The organism is Sphingomonas sp. (assembly GCF_035758555.1).
In the GTDB taxonomy this organism is placed as follows: Bacteria; Pseudomonadota; Alphaproteobacteria; order Sphingomonadales; family Sphingomonadaceae; genus Sphingomonas_B.
In genome coordinates this window covers 1-20,323 of record NZ_DASTXI010000078.1, presented here as the reverse complement: position 1 = coordinate 20,323, position 20,323 = coordinate 1, and the positions used below count along the sequence as shown (strand labels likewise).

At 66.7% G+C, this 20,323-nt stretch carries 23 protein-coding genes and 1 pseudogene; 12 read left to right on the top strand and 12 right to left on the bottom strand.

Translation table 11 applies throughout. The annotated features are described in order from the left end of the window. The first annotated feature begins 139 nt into the window (after positions 1-139). The 3 genes from VFT73_RS05110 (at position 140) to VFT73_RS05100 (ending at position 2,837) form a co-directional block, all read left to right on the top strand. Positions 140-472 (top strand): hypothetical protein, encoded by a 333-nt coding sequence (locus VFT73_RS05110; RefSeq protein WP_326409085.1) that lies wholly within the window; start codon positions 140-142, stop codon positions 470-472. Positions 473-1,010: 538 nt separating this feature from the next. Continuing rightward, positions 1,011-2,366: a ribosome biogenesis GTPase Der gene (gene der, locus VFT73_RS05105; RefSeq protein ID WP_326409084.1), complete on the top strand. Its 1,356-nt coding sequence runs from the start codon at positions 1,011-1,013 to the stop codon at positions 2,364-2,366. Positions 2,367-2,408: 42 nt separating this feature from the next. Next, positions 2,409-2,837 (top strand): Hpt domain-containing protein, encoded by a 429-nt coding sequence (locus VFT73_RS05100; protein WP_326409083.1) that lies wholly within the window; start codon positions 2,409-2,411, stop codon positions 2,835-2,837. Between the two features lie 3 nt (positions 2,838-2,840). Here VFT73_RS05100 and bfr read toward each other — a convergent pair whose 3' ends face one another. The 4 genes from bfr to VFT73_RS05080 are packed head-to-tail and all read right to left on the bottom strand — an operon-like array spanning position 2,841 to position 7,465. Beyond that, positions 2,841-3,320, bottom strand: a complete 480-nt coding sequence (bfr, locus tag VFT73_RS05095) for a bacterioferritin (protein ID WP_326409082.1) — start codon at positions 3,318-3,320, stop codon at positions 2,841-2,843. Positions 3,321-3,344: 24 nt separating this feature from the next. Beyond that, positions 3,345-3,515 carry a (2Fe-2S)-binding protein gene (locus VFT73_RS05090; RefSeq protein WP_326409081.1) on the bottom strand — a complete coding sequence of 57 codons (171 nt, stop codon included), beginning with the start codon at positions 3,513-3,515 and terminating at the stop codon, positions 3,345-3,347. Between the two features lie 42 nt (positions 3,516-3,557). Next, a complete protein-coding gene (purL, locus tag VFT73_RS05085) occupies positions 3,558-5,780 on the bottom strand; it encodes a phosphoribosylformylglycinamidine synthase subunit PurL (protein ID WP_326409080.1) in 2,223 nt (740 codons plus the stop codon). Positions 5,781-5,812: 32 nt separating this feature from the next. Then, positions 5,813-7,465 (bottom strand): serine hydrolase domain-containing protein, encoded by a 1,653-nt coding sequence (locus VFT73_RS05080; protein WP_326409079.1) that lies wholly within the window; start codon positions 7,463-7,465, stop codon positions 5,813-5,815. Positions 7,466-7,593: 128 nt separating this feature from the next. Between VFT73_RS05080 and VFT73_RS05075 the strand changes: the two genes are divergently transcribed. Continuing rightward, the gene (locus VFT73_RS05075) at positions 7,594-8,052 is read left to right on the top strand and encodes a VOC family protein (protein ID WP_326409078.1); all 459 of its coding nucleotides are present in this window, start codon (positions 7,594-7,596) and stop codon (positions 8,050-8,052) included. A 112-nt stretch (positions 8,053-8,164) separates the two neighbouring features. Here VFT73_RS05075 and VFT73_RS05070 read toward each other — a convergent pair whose 3' ends face one another. Further along, entirely contained in the window at positions 8,165-10,237 is a 2,073-nt protein-coding gene (locus tag VFT73_RS05070; RefSeq protein WP_326409077.1) for a putative bifunctional diguanylate cyclase/phosphodiesterase, read from the bottom strand. A 153-nt stretch (positions 10,238-10,390) separates the two neighbouring features. On the opposite strand from VFT73_RS05070, the gene VFT73_RS05065 reads away from it, so the two are divergent. Further along, positions 10,391-11,047 (top strand): helix-turn-helix transcriptional regulator, encoded by a 657-nt coding sequence (locus VFT73_RS05065; RefSeq protein WP_326409076.1) that lies wholly within the window; start codon positions 10,391-10,393, stop codon positions 11,045-11,047. Between the two features lie 28 nt (positions 11,048-11,075). Then, positions 11,076-11,894 (top strand): acyl-homoserine-lactone synthase, encoded by an 819-nt coding sequence (locus tag VFT73_RS05060; protein ID WP_326409075.1) that lies wholly within the window; start codon positions 11,076-11,078, stop codon positions 11,892-11,894. A gap of 58 nt (positions 11,895-11,952) precedes the next feature. On the opposite strand, the gene VFT73_RS05055 is transcribed toward VFT73_RS05060, so the two are convergent. From VFT73_RS05055 to VFT73_RS05035, 5 genes are all read right to left on the bottom strand, one after another. Further along, complete coding sequence (locus tag VFT73_RS05055) at positions 11,953-12,333, bottom strand: hypothetical protein (protein ID WP_326409074.1); 381 nt, start codon at positions 12,331-12,333, stop codon at positions 11,953-11,955. 83 nt (positions 12,334-12,416) lie between these two features. Further along, on the bottom strand, positions 12,417-13,718 hold the full coding sequence (locus VFT73_RS05050) for a type VI secretion protein ImpB (protein ID WP_326409073.1): 1,302 nt from the start codon (positions 13,716-13,718) through the stop codon (positions 12,417-12,419). 41 nt (positions 13,719-13,759) lie between these two features. Beyond that, positions 13,760-14,245, bottom strand: coding sequence for a DNA-deoxyinosine glycosylase (locus VFT73_RS05045; RefSeq protein WP_326409072.1), 486 nt, complete (start codon positions 14,243-14,245; stop codon positions 13,760-13,762). After that, a complete protein-coding gene (locus VFT73_RS05040) occupies positions 14,242-14,631 on the bottom strand; it encodes a type II toxin-antitoxin system VapC family toxin (RefSeq protein WP_326409071.1) in 390 nt (129 codons plus the stop codon). The genes VFT73_RS05045 and VFT73_RS05040 overlap by 4 nt, the downstream gene beginning before the upstream one ends. Further along, positions 14,628-14,894 carry a type II toxin-antitoxin system VapB family antitoxin gene (locus VFT73_RS05035; protein ID WP_326409070.1) on the bottom strand — a complete coding sequence of 89 codons (267 nt, stop codon included), beginning with the start codon at positions 14,892-14,894 and terminating at the stop codon, positions 14,628-14,630. Before VFT73_RS05035 ends, VFT73_RS05040 begins: the two co-directional genes overlap by 4 nt. Before the next feature lie 95 nt (positions 14,895-14,989). Here VFT73_RS05035 and VFT73_RS05030 point away from each other — a divergent pair, with 95 nt between their 5' ends. Then, positions 14,990-16,030 (top strand): DUF3667 domain-containing protein, encoded by a 1,041-nt coding sequence (locus VFT73_RS05030; RefSeq protein ID WP_326409069.1) that lies wholly within the window; start codon positions 14,990-14,992, stop codon positions 16,028-16,030. 19 nt (positions 16,031-16,049) lie between these two features. Here the strand turns inward: VFT73_RS05030 and VFT73_RS05025 are convergent, their stop codons facing one another. Continuing rightward, positions 16,050-16,271, bottom strand: coding sequence for a hypothetical protein (locus VFT73_RS05025; RefSeq protein WP_326409068.1), 222 nt, complete (start codon positions 16,269-16,271; stop codon positions 16,050-16,052). Positions 16,272-16,375: 104 nt separating this feature from the next. Then, positions 16,376-16,690, bottom strand: a complete 315-nt coding sequence (locus VFT73_RS05020; RefSeq protein WP_326409067.1) for a hypothetical protein — start codon at positions 16,688-16,690, stop codon at positions 16,376-16,378. 123 nt (positions 16,691-16,813) lie between these two features. Here VFT73_RS05020 and VFT73_RS05015 point away from each other — a divergent pair, with 123 nt between their 5' ends. From VFT73_RS05015 to VFT73_RS04995, 5 genes and pseudogenes are all read left to right on the top strand, one after another. Beyond that, positions 16,814-17,794 carry a cysteine synthase A gene (locus tag VFT73_RS05015; RefSeq protein WP_326409086.1) on the top strand — a complete coding sequence of 327 codons (981 nt, stop codon included), beginning with the start codon at positions 16,814-16,816 and terminating at the stop codon, positions 17,792-17,794. Positions 17,795-17,856: 62 nt separating this feature from the next. Continuing rightward, positions 17,857-18,174, top strand: a complete 318-nt coding sequence (locus tag VFT73_RS05010) for a hypothetical protein (protein WP_326409066.1) — start codon at positions 17,857-17,859, stop codon at positions 18,172-18,174. A 284-nt stretch (positions 18,175-18,458) separates the two neighbouring features. Beyond that, on the top strand, positions 18,459-18,929 hold the full coding sequence (locus VFT73_RS05005; RefSeq protein ID WP_326409065.1) for a division/cell wall cluster transcriptional repressor MraZ: 471 nt from the start codon (positions 18,459-18,461) through the stop codon (positions 18,927-18,929). Next, complete coding sequence (gene rsmH / locus VFT73_RS05000; RefSeq protein WP_326409064.1) at positions 18,926-19,855, top strand: 16S rRNA (cytosine(1402)-N(4))-methyltransferase RsmH; 930 nt, start codon at positions 18,926-18,928, stop codon at positions 19,853-19,855. Before VFT73_RS05005 ends, rsmH begins: the two co-directional genes overlap by 4 nt. Then, a pseudogene (locus VFT73_RS04995) lies at positions 19,852-20,323 on the top strand (hypothetical protein); the annotation flags it as partial. The gene rsmH and the pseudogene VFT73_RS04995, both read left to right, overlap by 4 nt.

Below are 20,323 nucleotides of genomic sequence, written 5' to 3'. Positions count from 1 at the left end.
TACTTCAGCGACCCGTCCGTCTTTCTTAGCTACGGTCCAGCGGGACATATCCCTACTCCGCCGTTACCGCCGAAACAGCCGCAAATCCTTAAGCTCTTCCCCGCACCCTGCCGCGAACCGTCACATCCCGGAGGGGCAAATGTTCAACAAGCTCGGCGCACTCACCTGCGCGCTCGCGATCACCGCCGCGCTCCTGCCCTCAGCGGCACATGCCGACGATCCGCGCGATGCTTCGATGCGCAGCCCGGCGGCGCGGGCGCGGGATCGGGCGATCATTCGGCGGATGAACCAGGACCAGCTCGCCTATGTCCGTACGCGCGACGCCGCGCGGATGCAGGCGTTCCGAAACGCGCGCGCCGGTCGCGACGCCCGCTATGCCGATGCCCGCGCCGACTATCAGCGCAAGATGGCGGCGTGGCGCCGCGCGGTCGCCGCGTGCAATGCGGGCCAGCGGGACTATTGCGACAGGTAGCTCGTTAGCGATCTACCGGTCCGCTCGTCCCGAGCGAAGTCGAGGGGCGCTGCTCCGAACGCTTGTGCCGGCGCCCCTCGACTTCGCTCGGGACGAACGATGTAGGCCGACCCAACGCTCTCAAGCAGCCCCCACTTTCCCCTGTCCTACACCCCCGCCGCCGTGCCACGCTCCGCGCCGGGCCATGGACTGCATCGAACGATCTTTCGCGAGCGCGGATTGCGCGCTCCCGGCCGGCGCGTTGCGCGCGTTCGGGGCCGGGTTGGAAGTGGACGATGTGGACGGGGAAATTTTCAGGAATCCATGTGAACGTCGTCCACTCCGTTCGGTTTGTCCAACTCGTCCAACGCGCGCGCCTGGCGCTGTCGCCCCTTCGGCGACGGGCCAACCCTCCTCACAGCGGCCGCTGCAGGCAAAGCCCGCGTCGTCGGTCGGCGCTGTGGCGCCGCCGGCCGGCCGCGTGCGTCGGGCGACGCTTCGCTCGCCCGATCGCGCTGGGCGTGGCCAGCGCTCGCACGCGGTGCTAACGCCGCGCGCCATGCCCCGTCCTCTTCCCACCGTCGCGATCGTCGGCCGGCCCAATGTCGGCAAGTCGACGCTGTTCAACCGGCTCGTCGGCAAGAAGCTGGCGCTGGTCGACGACCGGCCCGGCGTCACGCGCGACCGGCGGGAAGGCGACGCGCACCTGATCGGCCTCGATTTCCGCGTGATCGACACCGCCGGCTTCGAGGATGAGGACCCGCAGTCGCTGCCCGGCCGCATGCGCGTGCAGACCGAAGCCGCCGTCAGGGAGGCGGACGTCGCCCTGTTCCTGATCGATGCCCGCGCCGGCGTCGTGCCGCTGGACGAGGAGATCGCCCGCTGGCTCCGCGCCGCCGACCGGCCGATCGTCGTCGCGGTCAACAAGGCGGAAGGCCGCGCTGGCGAGCAGGGTGCGCTGGAGGCGCTGGCGCTGGGCCTGGGCGAGCCGGTGCAGATCTCTGCCGAACATGGCGAGGGCCTGGCCGACCTGTTCGAGATGCTGCTCCCTTATCTCGACCGCGAGGACGAGCCGGAGGAGGAGGTCGACGGGGACGACCCGTCGGCGCCGCTGAAGCTCGCGATCGTCGGGCGGCCGAACGCGGGCAAGTCGACGCTCGTCAACCGCATCCTGGGGCAGGACCGGATGATCACCGGGCCCGAGGCCGGGATCACGCGCGACTCGATCGCGATCGACATGGAGTGGGACGGGCGGCCGATCCGGCTGATCGACACCGCCGGCATGCGCAAGCGCGCGAACGTGGTCGACAAGCTGGAGAAGCTCTCGGTCGCGGACGGCCTGCGCGCGGTCGATTTCGCCGAGGTCGTGGTGCTGCTGCTCGACGCGACCCGCGGCCTCGAAGCGCAGGACCTGCGCATCGCCGATTCGGTGCTGCAGGAAGGGCGCGCGCTGGTCATCGCGCTCAACAAATGGGACGTGGCGGAGAACCCGAGCGCGCTGTTCAATGGGGTGAAGGCGGCGCTGGAAGAGGGCCTGGCCCAGGTGAAGGGGCTGCCCGTCCTCACCGTCTCGGCGGCGACGGGGAAGGGGCTCGACACGCTGCTGAAGGTCGCGTTCGAGACGCGCGATGCCTGGTCGCGTCGGGTGCCGACCGGCGAGCTCAACCGCTGGTTCGAGGCGGCGATGGAGCGGAACCCGCCGCCCGCGCCCGGCGGCAAGCGGATCAAGCCGCGCTACATCACCCAGGCAAAGACGCGGCCGCCCGGCTTCGTGCTGTTCGGCACCCGCGTCGACCTCTTGCCGGAAAGCTATCGGCGCTACCTCGTCAACGGCATCCGCCGCGATCTCGGCTTCGGCGCGGTGCCGGTGCGCCTCACGATGCGGGCGCCCAAAAATCCGTTCGACCGTTCGTGATCCGCAACCGACTGTTTACCTGAACCGCTTAAGGCTCGTGTCATGGCCGGGAACACTGCTTCGCTGATCGACTGGAACGCCTTCAACCAGGCGCGCGCCGAGCTGGGCTCGGACTTCGTCCGCATCCTCGGCTATTTCCGGGAAGACGGCGTCAAGTCGCTGGACGCGATCGAGGAGGCGATGCGGAGCAAGAGCGCGGCGGCGCTGGTCCGCCCGGCGCATACGCTGAAGGGCGAGGCGCGGCAGTTCGGGGCCGAGCCGCTGGCCGCGATCGCCGAGCGGATCGAGATGGTTGCGCGGCGCTGCGTCGAGCTTCACACGACGCCGGACGAGCTGATCCCGGACGTGGTCCAGCTCCGCCCGATGTTCGACACGACGATGCAGATGTTCGACCGCGAAACCAACCCGCTGATGGAACGCCGCCCCGCCGCCGGCTTCGGCCGCAAGGCGGTGTTCGGCCGCGCGGGCTGAGCCCTATTCCTCCGCCGGCTTCGACTGGAGCTGAATGAAGTTCTCGATCCCCATCAGCTTGATCTGGTCGAACAGCCGCTCAAGCGTGTCGACATGCTCTTCCTCATTCTCGAGGATGCGCTTCAGCAGGTCGCGGGTGACATAGTCGCGGACTGATTCGCAGTGCTGGATCGCGTCGCGGAGCAGGGGGATCGCTTCCTGTTCCAGCGTCAGGTCCGATTTCAGGACTTCCTCGACCGTTTCGCCGATGCGCAGGCGGCCGAGCATCTGGAAATTGGGATGGCCTTCGAGGAACAGGATGCGCTCCGCCAGCCAGTCGGCGTGCTTCATCTCGTCGATCGACTCGTCATATTCGAATTTGGCGAGCCGCTGCACGCCCCAGTGGTCGAGCATCCGGTAGTGCAGGAAATACTGGTTGATCGCCGTCAGCTCGTTCTTGAGCGCGTCGTTCAGAAACTCGATGACCCTGGGATCGCCCTGCATGTCCGGCCTCCTGCTTCGGAGACCCTAGGCCGCGGCGCGTTCCTCTTCAATGATCTGGCGTGCAAAGGGCACGCACTGGCCGCAGCGGAGGCGGCGGCCGAGCGAGGCGTAAGCGGACAGCGGATCGGCGCAGCCATCCCGTGCGGCTTCCCGCACCTGACGCTCGCGAATCGCATTGCAGTTGCAGACGATCATGAGCGCTGCGGTACAGCTATTGCGACTTAGTCGCAAGTGATCTTATGCCAGCGCCGCGTCCGCGCCCATCAGTTTCGGGAAGAAGCCTTCGTGCGCGGCGCGGAGTTCGTCCAGCGTGACGACGCAGTCGCGGTCGGGACGTTCGAAGATCAGGCGATTCTTGATCGTGCGGCCGAGCGGCTCGACGCTCACGCCGGCGACCAGCGCGGTGTCGAGGAACGGTACCAGCGCGTGGTCCGGCACAGTGACGATATAGACGCCCTGGTCTTCGCCGAAGAACGACTGGGCGCAGGGGTAGGGCTGGGGCTTGTCGACCATCGCGCCGATGCCGCTCGCCAGCGCCATTTCGGCCAGCGCGACAGCGATGCCGCCGTCTGACACGTCGTGGCAGGCGGAGACGTGGCGGTGCTCGATCGCGGCGCGGACGAAGTCGCCGGTCCGGCGCTCGGCCTCCAGATCGACCGGCGGCGGCGGGCCGTCCTCGCGCCCGTGCAGCTCGCGCAGCCACAGCGACTGGCCGAGATGGCCGCTGCGTTCGCCGACGACGAGGATGATGTCGCCCACGCCTTTGAAGCCGATCGTCATCGACCGGGTCCAGTCGTCGATCAGCCCGACCGCGCCGATCGCAGGCGTCGGCAGGATCGCGGAGCCGCCCCCGGTCGCCTTGCTTTCGTTGTAGAGCGACACGTTGCCCGAGACGATCGGCATGTCGAGTTTCGTGCAAGCCTCGGCCATGCCCTCGACGCAGCCGACGAACTGGCCCATGATCTCGGGTCGCTGCGGATTTCCGAAGTTCATGCAGTCGGTTGCCGCCAGCGGCCGCGCCCCGACCGCGGTCAGGTTGCGCCAGGCTTCCGCGATCGCCTGCTTGCCGCCTTCGATGGGGTCCGCGAAGCAATAGCGCGGCGTGCAGTCGGTCGTGATCGCGAGCGCCTTGTCGGTGCCGTGGACGCGCACCACCGCCGCATTGCCGCCGGGGCGCTGCACCGTGTCGGCGCCGACCATATGGTCATACTGCTCCCACACCCAGCGGCGCGAAGCGAGGTCGGGCGAGCCCATCAGCCGCTTCAGGTCGGCAGCGATGTCGATATGCTGGTCGGGAAGCTTGGCAAGTTCGGTCGGCTTGGCCGTCGGCACCCAAGGACGATCGTAGCAGGGGGCATCGTCACCCAAGGGGCCGAGCGGGATATCGGCGACCGTCTCTCCCCGCCATTTCAGCACCATCCGGGCGGTGTCGGTGACGCGGCCGATCACCGCAAAGTCGAGCTCCCATTTGCGGAAGATCGCTTCGGCCTCCGCCTCGCGGCCGGGCTTCAGCACCATCAGCATCCGTTCCTGGCTTTCGGAAAGCATCATTTCATAGGGCGTCATCCGCTCTTCGCGGCAGGGGACTGCATCCATGTCGAGCTCGATCCCGACGCCGCCCTTCGACGCCATCTCGACCGAGGATGAGGTCAGACCCGCCGCCCCCATATCCTGGATCGCGACGATCGCGTCCGACGCCATCAACTCCAGGCAGGCTTCGATCAGCAGCTTTTCCGTGAACGGATCGCCGACCTGCACGGTGGGCCGTTTCTCCTCCGAATCCTCAGAAAAGTCGGCCGAGGCCATGGTCGCGCCGTGGATGCCGTCGCGGCCGGTTTTCGAGCCGACATAGACGACCGGGTTTCCGACGCCGGCCGCGGCCGAGTAGAAGATCTTGTCGGTCTTCGCGATGCCGACTGTCATCGCATTGACCAGGATGTTGCCGTCATAGGCCGAGTGGAAATTCACTTCGCCGCCGACAGTCGGCACGCCGACGCAATTGCCATAGCCGCCGATGCCGTGGACGACGCCCGCGATCAGGTGGCGCATCTTCGGATGGTCGGGCCGCCCGAAGCGCAGCGCGTTCAGGTTCGCGACCGGACGCGCGCCCATCGTGAACACGTCGCGCAGAATGCCGCCCACGCCCGTCGCCGCGCCCTGATATGGCTCGATGTAGGAGGGATGGTTGTGGCTCTCCATCTTGAAAATGGCAGCGAGCCCGTCGCCGATGTCGATCACGCCGGCATTCTCGCCCGGGCCCTGGATCACCCACGGCGCCTTGGTCGGCAGCTTCTTGAGATGCACGCGCGACGATTTGTACGAGCAATGCTCGGACCACATGACCGAGAAGATGCCGAGCTCGGTCAGGTTCGGCTCGCGGCCCAGCGCGTGCAGGACGCGCTCATACTCCTCGGGGGACAGGCCGTGCTCGGCGACGATCTCGGGCGTGATCTCGGACATGCGCGGCCCTTAGCCGGGCGCGCCGCGCAAGCCTAGACGTTGCGGCGCTCGAAACGATTGCCGGAGAAGATCATCGTTTGCGGATGGCCGTCGACCATGTTCGCGAACGAGACGCGCTCCGGCGACCATTCCTCCTTGCCGAATCGCCAGATGCCGTCGCCGATCTGCGTCATCGGCGCGAAGCCGCCACGCCAGAGCTTGCCGCCGCGCTCGACGATCCGGGCGATGCCGAGCCAGGGGCTGTCGTTGACATATTTGCCGGCCAGGCGGGCCAGCGCCGGGTCGGAGGCGGGGAAAGCCATGCCGGAACCGTCACGCGCGAAACCGTCCGGACCCCAGCCGGCGCCGGTCACGACCGTTCCTTTGCGGTCGAAATAGACCGGCCAGCCCGCGAACGCAGGGTGCGCGGTTGCGAACACATCGTCGTCGATCCCTTCCAATGGCGCTTCGCGACCGCCTGCGACGAGGGTCAGCTGCGTGCCGGGGCGGATTTCGAAGCTCCTGTCGCCGGCGACATAGCGCCCGGTATAGTCCGCGGCGTTGGCGAGCGGCTTTTCGAGCGGCGGAGGCGTCGGGATGGTCGCGCCGGCCACCACAGCGCGCAATGCCTTGATTGCGAAGAGCGTCAGCGCGCGCGGGCGGTATTCCGGCATATAGCTGATCGACGCCGATGCGAACGCGCCGATTCCGTCGAGAGCGTCCACATGAAAGGACGAGGAGAAGCTGACCATGCCGCCGGTGTGGTGGAGATACGGCCGGCCTTCGTCCGTCACGTGCATCAGGCCATTGCCATATGCCATCCCCGGCGTTGCGGAGGGCACGAAATGGCTGGCGAACGCGCGTCCCCTTTCCGGATCGAGGCCAAGCCCGCCCTTGCCCGCTGCTGCTTGGCCCAGAGCGCGCAGGAACAGCGCCATGTCGGCCGCGGTCGAGGCGACGCAGCCTGCGCCCGAGCTTTCGTCTATCCAGGCAGCGGGCGCGAGCGGATTGCCGCGCAGGAACGGCCGGTCGAGCACGGCAGGCTCGTAGCCTTGCGCGTAGAGCGTCCGGTCGGTCGATACGATCGCGCCGCGCGTCCGGTGCATGCCGAGCGGAGCGAACAGCCTTTTCTCGAGAATGCGGCCCAGCGGCGCGCCGTCGATCCGCTCGGCGAGCATGCCGAGACAGGCATAGCCGAGATTGGAATACGACCAGTGCGCACCCGGTGCGAAGCCCAGCCACAGGCCTTCGGGCAGGAAGGGCGGCGCTTCGCTGGGCAGGCCGGCGACATGGTCGAGCACCTGCTGGACGCTGAACGCCGTATCGCCAGGCCATGCGATTTCGGGCAGCAGGCTGCGAATATCAGCGTCGAGCCGGAGCTTTCCTTCGGCCGCTTGCTGGTGCAGCACCGCAGCAGTCATGCATTTGCTGATCGATCCGACCTGGAACAGCGTCGCCGATGTGACCGGCATCTGGGCGTCTGGCCGCGCGAGACCGACATGGACCGCAGTCGAGAAGCCGTCAGGCGAGAACACCGACACCGTCAGCGCCGGCAGGTTCATCCATCGGCGATGCGCTTCGGCATAGGCACGGATCGCGTCGACCGCCGGTTGCAGCCGCGGTGGGGACGCTGTCTCTGCCAGGGAAGGGCCGGCGAACGCCAGCCCCGCGGCTCCCCCGATGAACGCGCGCCGGCTTGCCTTCATGATCGCCTCCCCTTTGCGCGGAACTTCGTCTCCGGAATCGGGCGGGTCAAGCGGCCGCGGGGAACTGGACCTTGCAGGGCGCGCGTAACCCGCGAATCATCGTGCTTTCGATTCGGAAGGAGGCGGACATGGCGGTGAGTGCGATTCCCGAAGGCTATCACAGCGTCACCCCTTACCTGGTCGTCGACGGCGCCGCCGCGGCCATCGATTGGTACCGGGACGCACTGGGTGCGACCGAGATTCTCCGAATGGCCATGGGAGACCGGATCGCTCATGCCGAAATCAGGATCGGCGATTCTGTCGTGATGCTGTCGGACGAATGGCCGGACATGAATCTGCTCAGCCCGAAGAACCGGGGCGGAGTCACATCCAGCCTGATGATCTATCTGCCCAATGTCGATGAAGCATTCGCACGCGCGATCAAGGCGGGCGCGACCGAGGAGCGTGCCGTCGCCGATCAATTCTACGGTGATCGCACCGGCACGCTCGTCGATCCGTTCGGCCATCGCTGGATGATCTCGACGCACATCGAGGACGTGACGCCGGAGGAGATGGACCGGCGGATGGCGGCAATGGAGCCTGCTTAGAGCCACCCTCGCCACCATCCCGGCCCTGAGGCGGGATCCCGATTCTTCTTTCGGCGAATAGGCAGCGGGACCCCGGCTCAAGGCCGGGGTTACGAAAACGAAATATGGGCGCCTAGGCGATCTTGCGCTTGCCGGCGAGCAACTCGTCGATCGCCGATTTGGGCGCCGGACGGCCGAACAGATAGCCCTGTCCGGCCGAGCAGCCATGTTCGCGCAGGAACTCGGCCTGGCGCTCGGTCTCGATGCCTTCGGCGACCACTGTTTTGCCGAGACCCTGGCCCAGCTTGATGATCGCCGAGACGATCGCCGCACTGTCGTTGCCGGTGTTGCCGAACAGGTCCTGGATGAAGCTGCGGTCGATCTTCAGCGCGTCGACCGGGATTTCGCGCAAGTGCGTCAGAGACGCGTAGCCGGTGCCGAAATCGTCCAGCGAAATGCCGAAGCCGGCCTGCTTCAGTTCGGTGATCATGTCGCTCGCCATCGGTGCGGAGCGGCCGACGAACACGCCTTCGGTCACTTCGATGATCAGCCGCTCGCGCGGGATGCCGGCCCGGTCGGTATGGTCGATCAGCCGGTGGATGAAGTCGCGGTTGCGGAACTCCGCCGCCGACGCGTTGATCGAGACCTTGCCCCAATCGAGCCCGCGGCTGCGCCAGTCGATCATGTCGGCAATGACCATGTCGAGCATGTTGATGCCGATCGCCTCCGCGACCTCGAAATCGTTGAACGCCTCGGCGATCGTGCCCGGCAGGCAGATCTGCCCCGAGCGGTCGCGGCGGCGCAGCAGCGCCTCGAAGCCCATGACTTCGCCGGTCTGCATCGAAATCTGCGGCTGGTAGTAAGGCAGCAGCCGCTTGTTCTCGACCGCCTCGCGGCCGATGTTGATCATCGCGACGCGGCGCTGCATCTTGCTGCGCATAGCGGGCTCGAAGCTCATATAGCGGCCGCGGCCCGCGTTCTTCGCTTCATAGAGCGCGATGTCGGCGTGCTTGAACAGCTCCGACGCGTTGGTCGCATGGATCGGGAAAATCGCGGAGCCTGCGCTGGCCCGGCAGTCGAACTCGCGGCCGTTGAGGCGCAGCGGCCTTTTCAGGTTCGTGAAGAGGTCTTCGATCAGCGCTTCGATCGCTTCGCTGCTTTCGATATTCGGGAGCAGGATCGCGAATTCGTCGCCGCCCAATCGCGCGACGGTCGCTTCGCAGGTGATCGTCTCGCGCAGCACCTTGGCGAACTCGGTCAGCAGCCGGTCGCCCGCGTGATGGCCGAGAATGTCGTTCACGTCCTTGAAGTGATCGAGGTCGAGCATCACCAGGCCGAGCCGACCCAGTCCTTCGGCGGCGCGGGAGGTCAGCTCGTCCAGCCGGTGGTTGAACAGCGCGCGGTTCGGCAGGCCGGTGAGGGGGTCGTGCTCGGCCGCCCAGCGCGTCTCGATCTCGTTCAGGACGAGCTCGTGAATATCCTCGGTATAGCCGTACCAGCGGACGATATTGCCTTCGTCGTCGTGCCGCGGAAAGGCGCGGGAGCGCATCCAGCGATAGCTGCCGTCGGCGACCTTGAACCGGCAGCGGACGTCGTGCGGGCCGCCGGCCAGCATTGCCGCGCCCACGGTCGCCTGCATGCGCGGCAGGTCTTCGGGATGGAGCACGTTCATCCAGCCGAGGAAGCCGAGCGCCTGCTCCTCCTCAAGCCCGACCATTTGCAGGTAGCGCTCGGTCACGCGCGTGACGCCGTGCTCGTTGTCGGCGACCCAGGGTAGCTGCGGATTGAGCTCGACCGTGTACCAGAGGTGTTCGACCGTGCGGTTCAGATGGGCGATGTCCTCGCGCTCTTCGGTGCGGTCGATCAACGTTATAAATAGGGCCGGGGCGCCGTCCTGCATCGAGAGACTGAGCCCGGCGTCGACGTGCAGGACCGTGCCATTGGCGGCCTTGCCCGATACTGCGATCGTCACGGGCGCACCCGTCAATGCCTGTCGAATCGCACGAATCAGGACCGGTGCGAGGGCAGGGGAGACCAGACGCAGCAATGCGCGGCCGCTCAGCTTGCGGCGCGTGCCCAGCAGCGACGCCGCCCGCTTGTCTGCAACGATTCGGTCGTCCAGCGCGGAAACGACAACGGTGCCAAGGCCCGCCAGATCGAGCACCTTGGCCGCCATGTTCGCGTCACGCGACGGCAGGGCGGGCAAGCCGCTTTCCCCCATCGCTTCGCCGTCCGTTTTTCGGGCTTCCCTCACGCAGTGCGGGATATCGGGGAAGGGTTAATGTGTTCTTACCCTTTGCCTGCCCACGGGCGGAAACCGATCGTTAACCTTACCGGCGCATGAGGGCTCTCGAACGCCATGCCACACGCCCTTTCGACCGCTGCCGCCCCGAGCCTCCGTCTTCCGGCGACGACGCGTCTGCGCGCCGAAATCCTGATCGCGCCCGATGCCGAGCGGCTGGTGACGCTGTTCGCCGACGCGCTGGCGGAGCATGGCATCGGCGGCCATTTCTGTCTGCGTAAAAGCGGCTCCGCCCTGACGCCGTTGCTCGGCGATGCGCCCGAGCTGATCGCCGCTCCGCATCGCTTCTTCGTCGACAGCGACGACATGCATTTCGCCGGCGCCCGGGTGCTGCTGGCGGAGCCGGACCGGACGCTCGACAAGGAGGAGATGGCGCGGGTTCGCGGCTATGCCCAGCTCTATGCGGCGCGGGCGCTGGCGCTGCAGGAGCTGGCCGACGATGTCGAGACCGATTGCGGCCTGTCTCTGCGCGAACGTTATGTGCTCGGCCGCCGGCTTGCCGGGCTGGCGCCGGTCGATATCGCGCTGGAGGCGCAGCTCTCCGTACAGACCGTCACGTCCGCGATTGACAACGCTGTCGCGCGGCTTGGCGTCGCAACGGCGGCCGAGGCGATCTCGATAGCCGCACGGCGGGGTTGGCTGGCTGTCACCACCCTTCAAAACTGCTCTTCAAGTTCCGAAAAATTAACGTATAAGACGGCCCAGAACGGTTAAGGACCGTCCGGGGGCGGGGTCGTCGCAAATGTTGCATGTTGTCGTGAAGGACAATCGCGCGCTCTATGAGCGTGAGATTGAGGAATTCTATCGGTTGCGCAAGGCCGTGTTCGTCGACGAACTCGGCTGGGACATTCCGGTCAGCGAAGGCGGGCTGGAAATCGACCAGTATGACGATGACGAGGCCGTCTACGGCTTTTCGTTCGATGCCGAGCAGCAGCTGACCATGGCCTGCCGCTATCGCCCGACCGACGACCGTTCGTTGCTGACGGACATATTCGCGCATGCGATCGCACCAGGCACGCCCGATCCGACCGGACCCGGCGTGTGGGAGATCACGCGCGGCATCTGCCTTGAATCGGGCGGCGCCCGGCACAATCAACGCCGCCGCGCCTGCAACATGATTACGCCGCTGGAACTGGCGCGTGCCGCCGGCGGCACAAAGTGCATCGCCTTTGCCGAGGTGCGGCTGCTGCCGCTGTTCATGCAGATGGGCTGGCGGATTACTCTGCTCGGCGATCCGACCGATTTCGGCCAGGGCACCGGCATCGCCTTCGAGATCGACGCCAGCGACGTCGCGATCGCCAAGATCCGCCGCGACTTCGACCTGCCCGAGCAGGGCTATATCAAGCTGATGCCCGATACCACGGATCCGCGATCGATCCATGAACGGGCGGCGGAACTGGCGCTGCAGTCGTCATTGACTGCCTCACTTCAGCCGCAGGAGAACGACATTCGCGAGGTCGCGCAGAACGCGATGCGCACGATCGCCAACACCAAGCTCAACCAGCGCGCGTTCGACTTCGTGCGCCGCAACCAGGCGACGCCGCTCAGCGCGACCGCCTGACGCGAAAAGGGCCGGTGCGGTTTCCCGCCCCGGCCCTTTCACGCCATCGGTTGAAAACTTAGCGGTTGCAGGTCTGGGCAGCGCCCCCGTTGACGGCGATCTGCACGGTCTGGCCCGTGCCTTCAACAGAGAAGCCGTTGCCGCCAGTCAGCGGCTTGCCTTCGCCTTCGGCCTGGACGTGAACCGGCGTGCCACCCTTCTTTGTCCGGACGTTCGCCTGCGTCTTGTCGCCCAGGAAGTCGACATAGACGATCGAATTGTCCTTGCAGCGATAGATTGCGCTGTCGGTGACGGCCGGCGGCATCTCGATCGGCGCGGCGTTGGCGATCTGGTTAGCCATCGGATCCGGATTGGTGTCGATCACCTCCGGCTTGTTGTTGTTGCACGCGGCCAGCACCAGCATGGCCGCCACGGCGGAAAGGGGAGCGATTCGAGTCATAAGGTGTCCGGCTTTCGCGGGTGGGGCCTCTCGGGTCAAGTGCGCATGGGACAATGTATCATGACGCTCGTCGATTGTCCCTGTCATTCGTGGAATTCCGCCAGTTCGGGAATCCGCCCAAAGGCTATCTGCGTTCCGACCCGGTCGGCGCGCCCGCCGGCGAGCGGGCCGAGCGTGACCGCGTTCCGTCCGAAGCGCGCATTCAGCCGATCCATCGCCCGGCTGAGCGCGAGACTGCGCGTCTCCCGCGCCAGCATGCTGTCCGGATCGAGATGCGCGAACAGCGAGCCCTGCTCGCCCGCAACCGGCTCGAGTCCCGCAAGCGTGACGCCGACCATCCGCAGCCGGAAGCCGCCGGCACGCGCGCGCCCGGCTGCCGCCAGCCGCGGCCAGAGCCCGTCCAGCGCCGTCAGGATCGCGAAGCTGTCCTGCGTGGCGGGGAGCTTGCACGCGGTCCGCCAGTTCGACTTGTCGTCCTCGAACTTGCCGTGCAGCACCAGCAGGCGGGCGACATAGCCCTTGCGCCTGAGCCGGCTTGCAGCCTTCAGCGCCAGCCGCCGCGCGACCAGCCGCGTCGGCTCCAGCCCGCGCGATCGGGGAGCGAGCACATGGCTGTGGCCGATGGTGCGGCTGTGCGTCGGCTTTTCCGGCAGGTCGACGCCGTGCACCAGATACCAGAGCCGGTCGCCGTTGGTGCCGCCCCAGGCCGAACCAGCCTCGCGCGGGCGGCGGGCGCAGAGATCCGCGATGTCGTTGATCCCGGCCTTCGCCAGTTGCCGCTCCATCTTCGCGCCAATCCCGGCGATGTCGCGCAGCTGCAGCGCGAACAGCCGGTGCGGGAGCTGGTCCGCGGTGAGCACGACCAGCCCGTCGGGCTTGCGCATGTCCGATGCGAGCTTCGCCAGCAGCCGGTTGGGGGCAATGCCGATCGATGAGGTCAGGCATTCGCCCACATTGGCGCAGATGCCCGCCTTGATGCGCAGCGCGAGCGCGCGGGCGGACTCCGGGCTGTTCTCGTTGTCGAGGAGCCGGCACGCGACCTCGTCGATCGAGCAGACCTTGTCGACTGGCACATGCCTCCAGATTTCCGCGACGATCGCGTCGTGGAACGCGACATAGCGCTCGTGGCGCGCGGGAGTGATCAACAGGTCCGGGCATTTTTGCTTCGCTTCCCAGACCGGCGTGCCGGTGTTGATGCCGTAATGCTTGGCTTCGTACGAAGCGGCGATGGCGACCGTCGTATCGCTGCCGACCGGCGCGACGATCACGGGCCTGCCGCGCAGCTCCGGCTGCAACTGCTGCTCGACGCTCGCGAAATAGCTGTTCAGATCGAGGAACAGCCAGCGCAGCGGCCGCGGCGGCAGGTCAGGCGAGTCGGCAGACATGCTGATAGGAACATTAGCAGAACATCGCGTGGCGGCACAGCTCAGACGAGCAGACGCCATGTCGCCAGCTTGGTCTCGAACGATCGCGCGGCGTGGGCCGGGCTGCTGGAGGGCAGGGTGAGGAGGCGATAGCGTTCGCCCAACGTGCCCAGCTGGGCGCGGCCGATCTTGGCAGCGGTGCCGCCGTTGAAGCCGATCGTGCGGAGCGCCGGAAGGCTCGCGACTAGGCTCTGCAGGTCGTTGGGCGCATGGCTGCGTATCGCCGCATCGAGGCTGCCGGCACGCTCGGCATCGGCGATCACGTCCCACAGACCGATCCGGTGGCGCAGCAGCGTCGCCAGGCGCTCGTCATAGGGCAGGCCGGCGAGATCCGCCCCGATCACGGCACCGACCAATCGCCAGAACTGGTTCCGCGGATGCGCATAATAGCGTCCGGCCGCCAGCGATGCGGCCCCGGGCAGGCTGCCGAGGATCAGCTTTTCCGTGCTGGCGTCGACGACAGGCGCGAAGGAGGCGTGGCGGGTCAAAGCGCCGAAATGATGTCGGTTTGCGCGAAGTCGTTGCCCTTGAACAGGAGCGGGAGGCCAGTTTCCTTGGCCAAGGCGTAGGAGAAGCAATCGCCGAAGTTCAGGCGCGCCTTGTCACGACCTTTGCCGAACCGATGATATGCTTCGTGGCCAATGCGGGCCTGGACGATCGTCACTGGCGCAAGCGCGATCTGCAGGTCATGCATAAGGATCGGCAGCGCTGCCGCCACGGCTTCATCGCCATCTTTGCTCACCACTGCCGCAAGCTCGATCCAGGTGCCGGCCGAAAGATGCTTCGCTTCGGCTTTGCTGATCAGCCGCAAAAAGGGTTCTGCCTCCGGCTCCTCGCGCAAGATCGCCATGACTGCCGACGAATCCACGATCATGTCGGAAGACCATGTTCATCATAGAGGGAATCGATGAGCTCTTCGGAGCTGAGGTGGCGCGTTTCCGGATTCCAATGATTCCTCAATCCTTCCGTCAGTCTCATGACCTTGCGCACCACTTCGTCGATGTCGTCCTCCCGTCGCCGCTGCTTTTCCTCGAGAGCCTCGCGGACGACCTCCGTCACGCTCTTTCCGAGCTGCTTCGCCAGATCGCGAGCAAGCGTGACCGCACGCTCGTCCTTGATGTTCAGTTGGACGCCCATTTCTACCTCCAGGCCGCCTATATCTACCCGTGCCCAGCGTTGCGCAAGGCGACCAGCCTAGCTTGGCGCGAATCCGGCTGCTAACAATCGCCTCCATGTCAGGTTTGTCCGAAGCAGGCGATGTGGTGACCGGCGGGCTGTGGGCGGCTGCTGTCGAGCCAGGTCACGGGCGCGCGGTCGGGGAGGCCCATGGCGGCGCCTGCCTCAATTGCGGAGAGGCGCTGACCGGCTCTTACTGCACGAACTGCGGCCAGTCGGCGCATGTGCACCGCACACTGGGTGCGATGTGGCACGACCTGTCGCACAGCGTGCTGCATTTCGACGGCAAGATCTGGCGGACCCTGCCGGAGCTGGCGCTCAGGCCAGGCGAGCTGACGCGGCGCTATATCCATGGCGAGCGGGCGAAGTTCGTGTCGCCGTTCGCGCTGTTCCTGTTCAGCGCACTGCTGATGTACGCGACCTATTCGATCTTCGGCCACCATGACGCCTCGCCCCAGGCCAGTGCTCAGGAAAGCGCGCGCACGCTGGAGAAGCAGGTCGAGAAGCTCGACGACCGCATCGCCTCGACCGAAGCCGATCTGAAGGAGCCGGACCTGAGCGACTCGCGCCGCGCCAGGCTGCAGCGGCGCCTCGCCGAGGCGCGAGACGACCGGCAGGAGCTTGCGGCGGCGAGCGCGATCACCGCGGATGTCGGCCAGAAAGTGACGAAGGAGGACGCGGCCGGCCAGTCGGTGGTCGAGCAGATCACGACGAAAAAGGAGTTCGTTGCGTACAGGCTGAAAGCGAACGCGTACAAATTCTCATGGGTGCTGATCCTGATCAGCACGCCGATGATGTGGATGCTGTTCGCGTGGCGGCGCGATTACGGCCTGTACGATCACGCGACCTTCGTCACCTATTCGATCTCGTTCATGTCGCTGCTGTTCTCGCTGTGGATGGTGGCGAGCTGGATCGGCCTGTCGAGCGGCATCGTCATGCTGGCGCTGATGCTCTACGCGCTGTGGCATATGTATGCGGACATGCGCGGCGCGTACCAGCTGTCCCGTACCGGCGCGCTGGTGCGCCTGCCGCTGCTCTACGGCATCGCCGCAGTGTCGGGCGGCATGTTCTACGCGCTCGTGACGGGGATGAGCTGAGGGCGGTAAAATCAGACGATCAGCGGTCCTGTTCGTCTTTGCGATTGGCTTTCCAATATTCCTCGCCGATCCGACGCGACATGTAGCGTAACAACCGGCGGATCGCCTGTCCTGTGAGGCATTCGAAGGTGACCCACACGGCAAGCGCGGCAAGGACAGCCAGAATCAATAGCACATCTTCCCAACCGCTGGTCCGGGACGGGGCGCCGAGCTGTGAAACAATGGCCTCTGCAAGATTCACCGAAGCAGCCCAGCAGGACTGTATGTCAGTGAAAGCGGCCGACGCTCGCTCCGGTGCGGTCTGATCTGTCTGCGCCCCTTCATCTAGCCGCGCCCAGCTGCGGCTCAGTCCTTTCGCTGCGAGCATTTGAGGCTGAGCACTGCTTCCTCCAGCTGACTGGGATGCTCGGTTGCGTTGCGCTCGCGGCAGCGGGCCTTGGTGTCGGGAAGCTGGATCGGGCGGACATCTGTGCCCGCGCGCACCGCGGCGTCGAGCCGGCGGAGCTCCTCGAGCTCCAGCGGCGTCAGGTCCTGCGGCTGCTTCCGGCCGGCCTGCAGGTCGAGATAATTCTGCCGGGCGCGCTCGTAGTCGTACTGCGCCGCCGCCGGAGCGGACAGGAGGAGCACGGCCGACAGGGCTGCGGCCGCGAGGTTTTTCATTGTTCTTCCCCTTGTTCAGCACAGGCAGTCGTACCGGCGAGGGGTGAACGGGGATTGAATGGCTTGGGCGCCCCCAAGTTTCGGCTGCTTGCCGGGCGGGCGGTGGCGGCTTACGTCAACGTCATGACTCTTCCCGACACGCTGGCGCTGATCGGCCACACGCCGCTGGTGCGCCTGAAAGGGCCAAGCGACGCGACCGGCTGCGACATTTTCGGCAAATGCGAGTTCCTGAACCCCGGCGCTTCGGTCAAGGACCGCGCCGCGCTGGGCATCGTCGAGGATGCCGAGGAGCAGGGGCTGATCGGCCCCGGCGCCACTATCGTCGAAGGGACGGCAGGCAATACCGGCATCGGCCTTGCGCTGGTCGGCAACGCCAAGGGGTATCGCACGATCATCGTGATGCCGGAGACGCAGAGCCGCGAGAAGATGGACACGCTGCGCGCGCTGGGCGCCGAGCTGGTGCTGGTCGCGGCCGCGCCCTATTCGAGCCCGTGCCATTTCGTCCATGTCTCGCGCCGGATCGCCGAGGAGACGCCGAACGCGCTTTGGGCGAACCAGTTCGACAATATCGCCAATAGGCGGGCGCATATCCGCTGGACCGCCGAGGAAATCTGGGAGCAGATGGACGGGCGGATCGACGGCTTCACCTGTGCGGTGGGCACGGGCGGCACGCTCGCGGGCGTCGGCCTGGGCCTCAAGGCCAAGGACCCGAACGTCACGATTGCGCTGACCGATCCGCACGGCGCGGCGCTCTACAGCTATTACCGTGACGGCGAGCTGAAGTCCGAAGGCAGCTCGGTCGCCGAAGGGATCGGGCAGGGGCGGATCACCGCCAATCTGGAAGGCGCGCCGATCGACACGCAATTCCGCATATCCGACGAGGAAGGGCTGGCGCAGGTCGAGGCGCTGCTGATGGACGAGGGGCTGTGCGTGGGACTTTCGTCCGGCATCAACGTCGCCGGTGCGATTGCGCTGGCACGCGAGCTGGGGCCAGGCAAGCGCATCGCGACGATCCTCGCCGACACCGGCTTTCGCTATCTGTCGACACTCTACAATCCGGAGTGGCTGGCCCAAAAAGGGCTGAAATCAGCGACAACAGCCTGATTTTGCTTTCCCGTACGAAGGCGTTACACTCGCTCCCCATGTCGGAAGACAAACGCGCTGGAATGCAAAGGGTGCGCGTCGGACTGACGGGGCTGGGCGCCGTCTTGCTGATTGTTGCTGTCTCTGCCGCGATCTTCGAATCCGCAAGGAAGCAGCCGGGCGACAATGTCGTCGCGGCCAATGCGTCGCAGGCGCAGGTTGCGAACATGGTCGGCAACACCGCCGCGGACGTGCCGAGCGACCCGCTGACCGAGATTGGCGTGACGCCGGCCGGACCGCCGGCGACCAATGTTGTCATTCCCGTAGCACCGCCGCCGGTCCCGGCGTCCGTGGCGCCCGCGCCTGGTTCGACCGCCACCCCGCCCGCGCCGGGCCGATAAGCTTTCCCATGCCGTCCCTGGAACAGATTTGGAACATCGTGCGCAGGTCGGGCCGGGCGCCGCCTTTTCGCGCCGGAATGTGAGGATTTTCCCGGAAAATCCCGCAAAATCCCGTTGTATCCCGTAGCTGCCCGCGATATGTAAGTCGTCACAGGCGGGGCTAATCCCTTGAGTCGAGTCGGCACCGGACGGCGCGGAACCATGCGCTTTTCGGAACGAGGAATGTTGCGCCCTGCCCCGAGAGGGTGCGCGTGGGCGAACGGGAGGCCTTTAACGGATTTGCGATGACCGCGGTCGACGGCAAGGGCCGCGTCGCGATCCCCGCATCCATGCGCGCCGTCATCGAGCGGAACGTCGAGGCCGGCGGCGGCGACCCCCGCACCGTCGTCATCGCGCTGCATCCCAAAGACCCGTGCCTGATCGCTTACGACCCCGCCTGGTTGAAGCGCAGCCACGAGCGGCTGGAGCGGCGCGAGGAAATGCTGGAGAGCGACGGCGCCGAGATCGACTACAACGCCAAGCGTCGGGCGCTGGCGGTGACCGAATCGGCCGGCTTCGACGCCAGCGGCCGCTTCGTGCTGCCCGACTTCTACGCGATGAAGGCGAAGCTGACGCCCGGCACCGACGCGGTGTTCACGGGCGCGGGCAATTTCTTCGAGATCTGGAACCCCGACCTGCTGCTCGCGGCCGACGGCGTCGACCCGGACCTGAAGGAGCTGGTCGAGTTCACCCGGGCCAAGCGAGGCGCCAAATGAGCCCGCACGTGCCCGTCCTGCTCGACGAAGTGATCGACGCGCTGGCGATTGCGCCGGGCGAGCGGCATGTCGACGGCACTTTCGGCGCCGGCGGCTACACGCGCGCGATGCTGGCGAAAGGCGCGCGCGTCTACGCGTTCGATCGGGACCCGGACGCGATTGCCGCCGGCTGCCCGATCGACGACCCGAAACTGACGCTGATCGAGCGGCGCTTTTCGGAAATGGACGCGGCGCTGGCCGAAGCGGATGCGCTGCCGGTCGACGGCGTCACGCTCGATATCGGCGTGTCGTCGATGCAGTTCGACCAGGCAGAGCGCGGCTTTTCGGTGCAAGCGGACGGTCCGCTCGACATGCGGATGGAGCAGGCCGGGCAGACCGCTGCCGAGTGGCTGAACAGCGCCGACGAAGCCGAGATCGCAGACGTGATCTACACTTACGGCGAGGAACGCCGGTCGCGCCGGATCGCGCGGGCGATCGTCGCTGCGCGGCCACTGGAACGGACGCTGCAGCTGGCGGCGGTGGTACGCAAGAGCGTCGGCTATGTCGCCGGCAAGGACAAGGATCCCGCGATCCAGGTGTTCCAGGCGATCCGCATCCACCTCAATCGCGAGCTGGACGAACTGACCGGCGGGCTGGAGGCGGCGGAGCGGGTGCTGGCGCCGGGCGGGCGGCTGGCGGTCGTCACCTTCCACAGTCTGGAAGACCGGATCGTGAAGCAATTCCTGCGCGACCGCAGCGGCCATGCGCCGGCGGGATCGCGCCATCTGCCGGCAGTGTCGAAACGCCGGCCGAGTTTCGAAGCGGTGGGCAAGGCGGTGCGGCCGGGCGCGCGCGAGACGGAAAGCAATCCGCGGGCGCGCTCGGCCACACTCCGCATCGCGAAAAGAACATCGGCGGAGCCTTGGGGTAAGGGAGAAGCGGCATGATCGCCAGGCGGTTGCGGCCGATCGGCTGGGTGGCGGGCGTCGCGGGCGCGGCGCTGTCCTTCTATCTCGTGTCGCTGCAGGTCGCGGCGGAGCGGACCGCGCTGGAAGGCGCCGAGCGCCGGATCGAGCACACGCAGCGCGAGATCCGCCGGCTGGAGACCGAATTCAGCGCGCGGGCGAGTCTCCGCCAGCTCGAGGAGTATAACAACGAGGTGCTGGCGCTCGCCGCGCCGAAGGTCGGACAATATGTGCCGAGCGGCGTCCAGCTGGTCGCCTATGCGCCCGATGCGGGCGGCGATATCGGCCAGCCCGCGGCAACGACCGCGCTCGCCAGTGCCGAGGCTGCTCCCGCACCCGGCAACCGGCCGACCTTCCGCCCGGCGGTGGTGCAGGACGCGCGCACCGACGGAGCGCCGGTGATCCCGGCGGTCAAGGCGCCGCCGCTGATCCAGACCGTCGCGATGATTC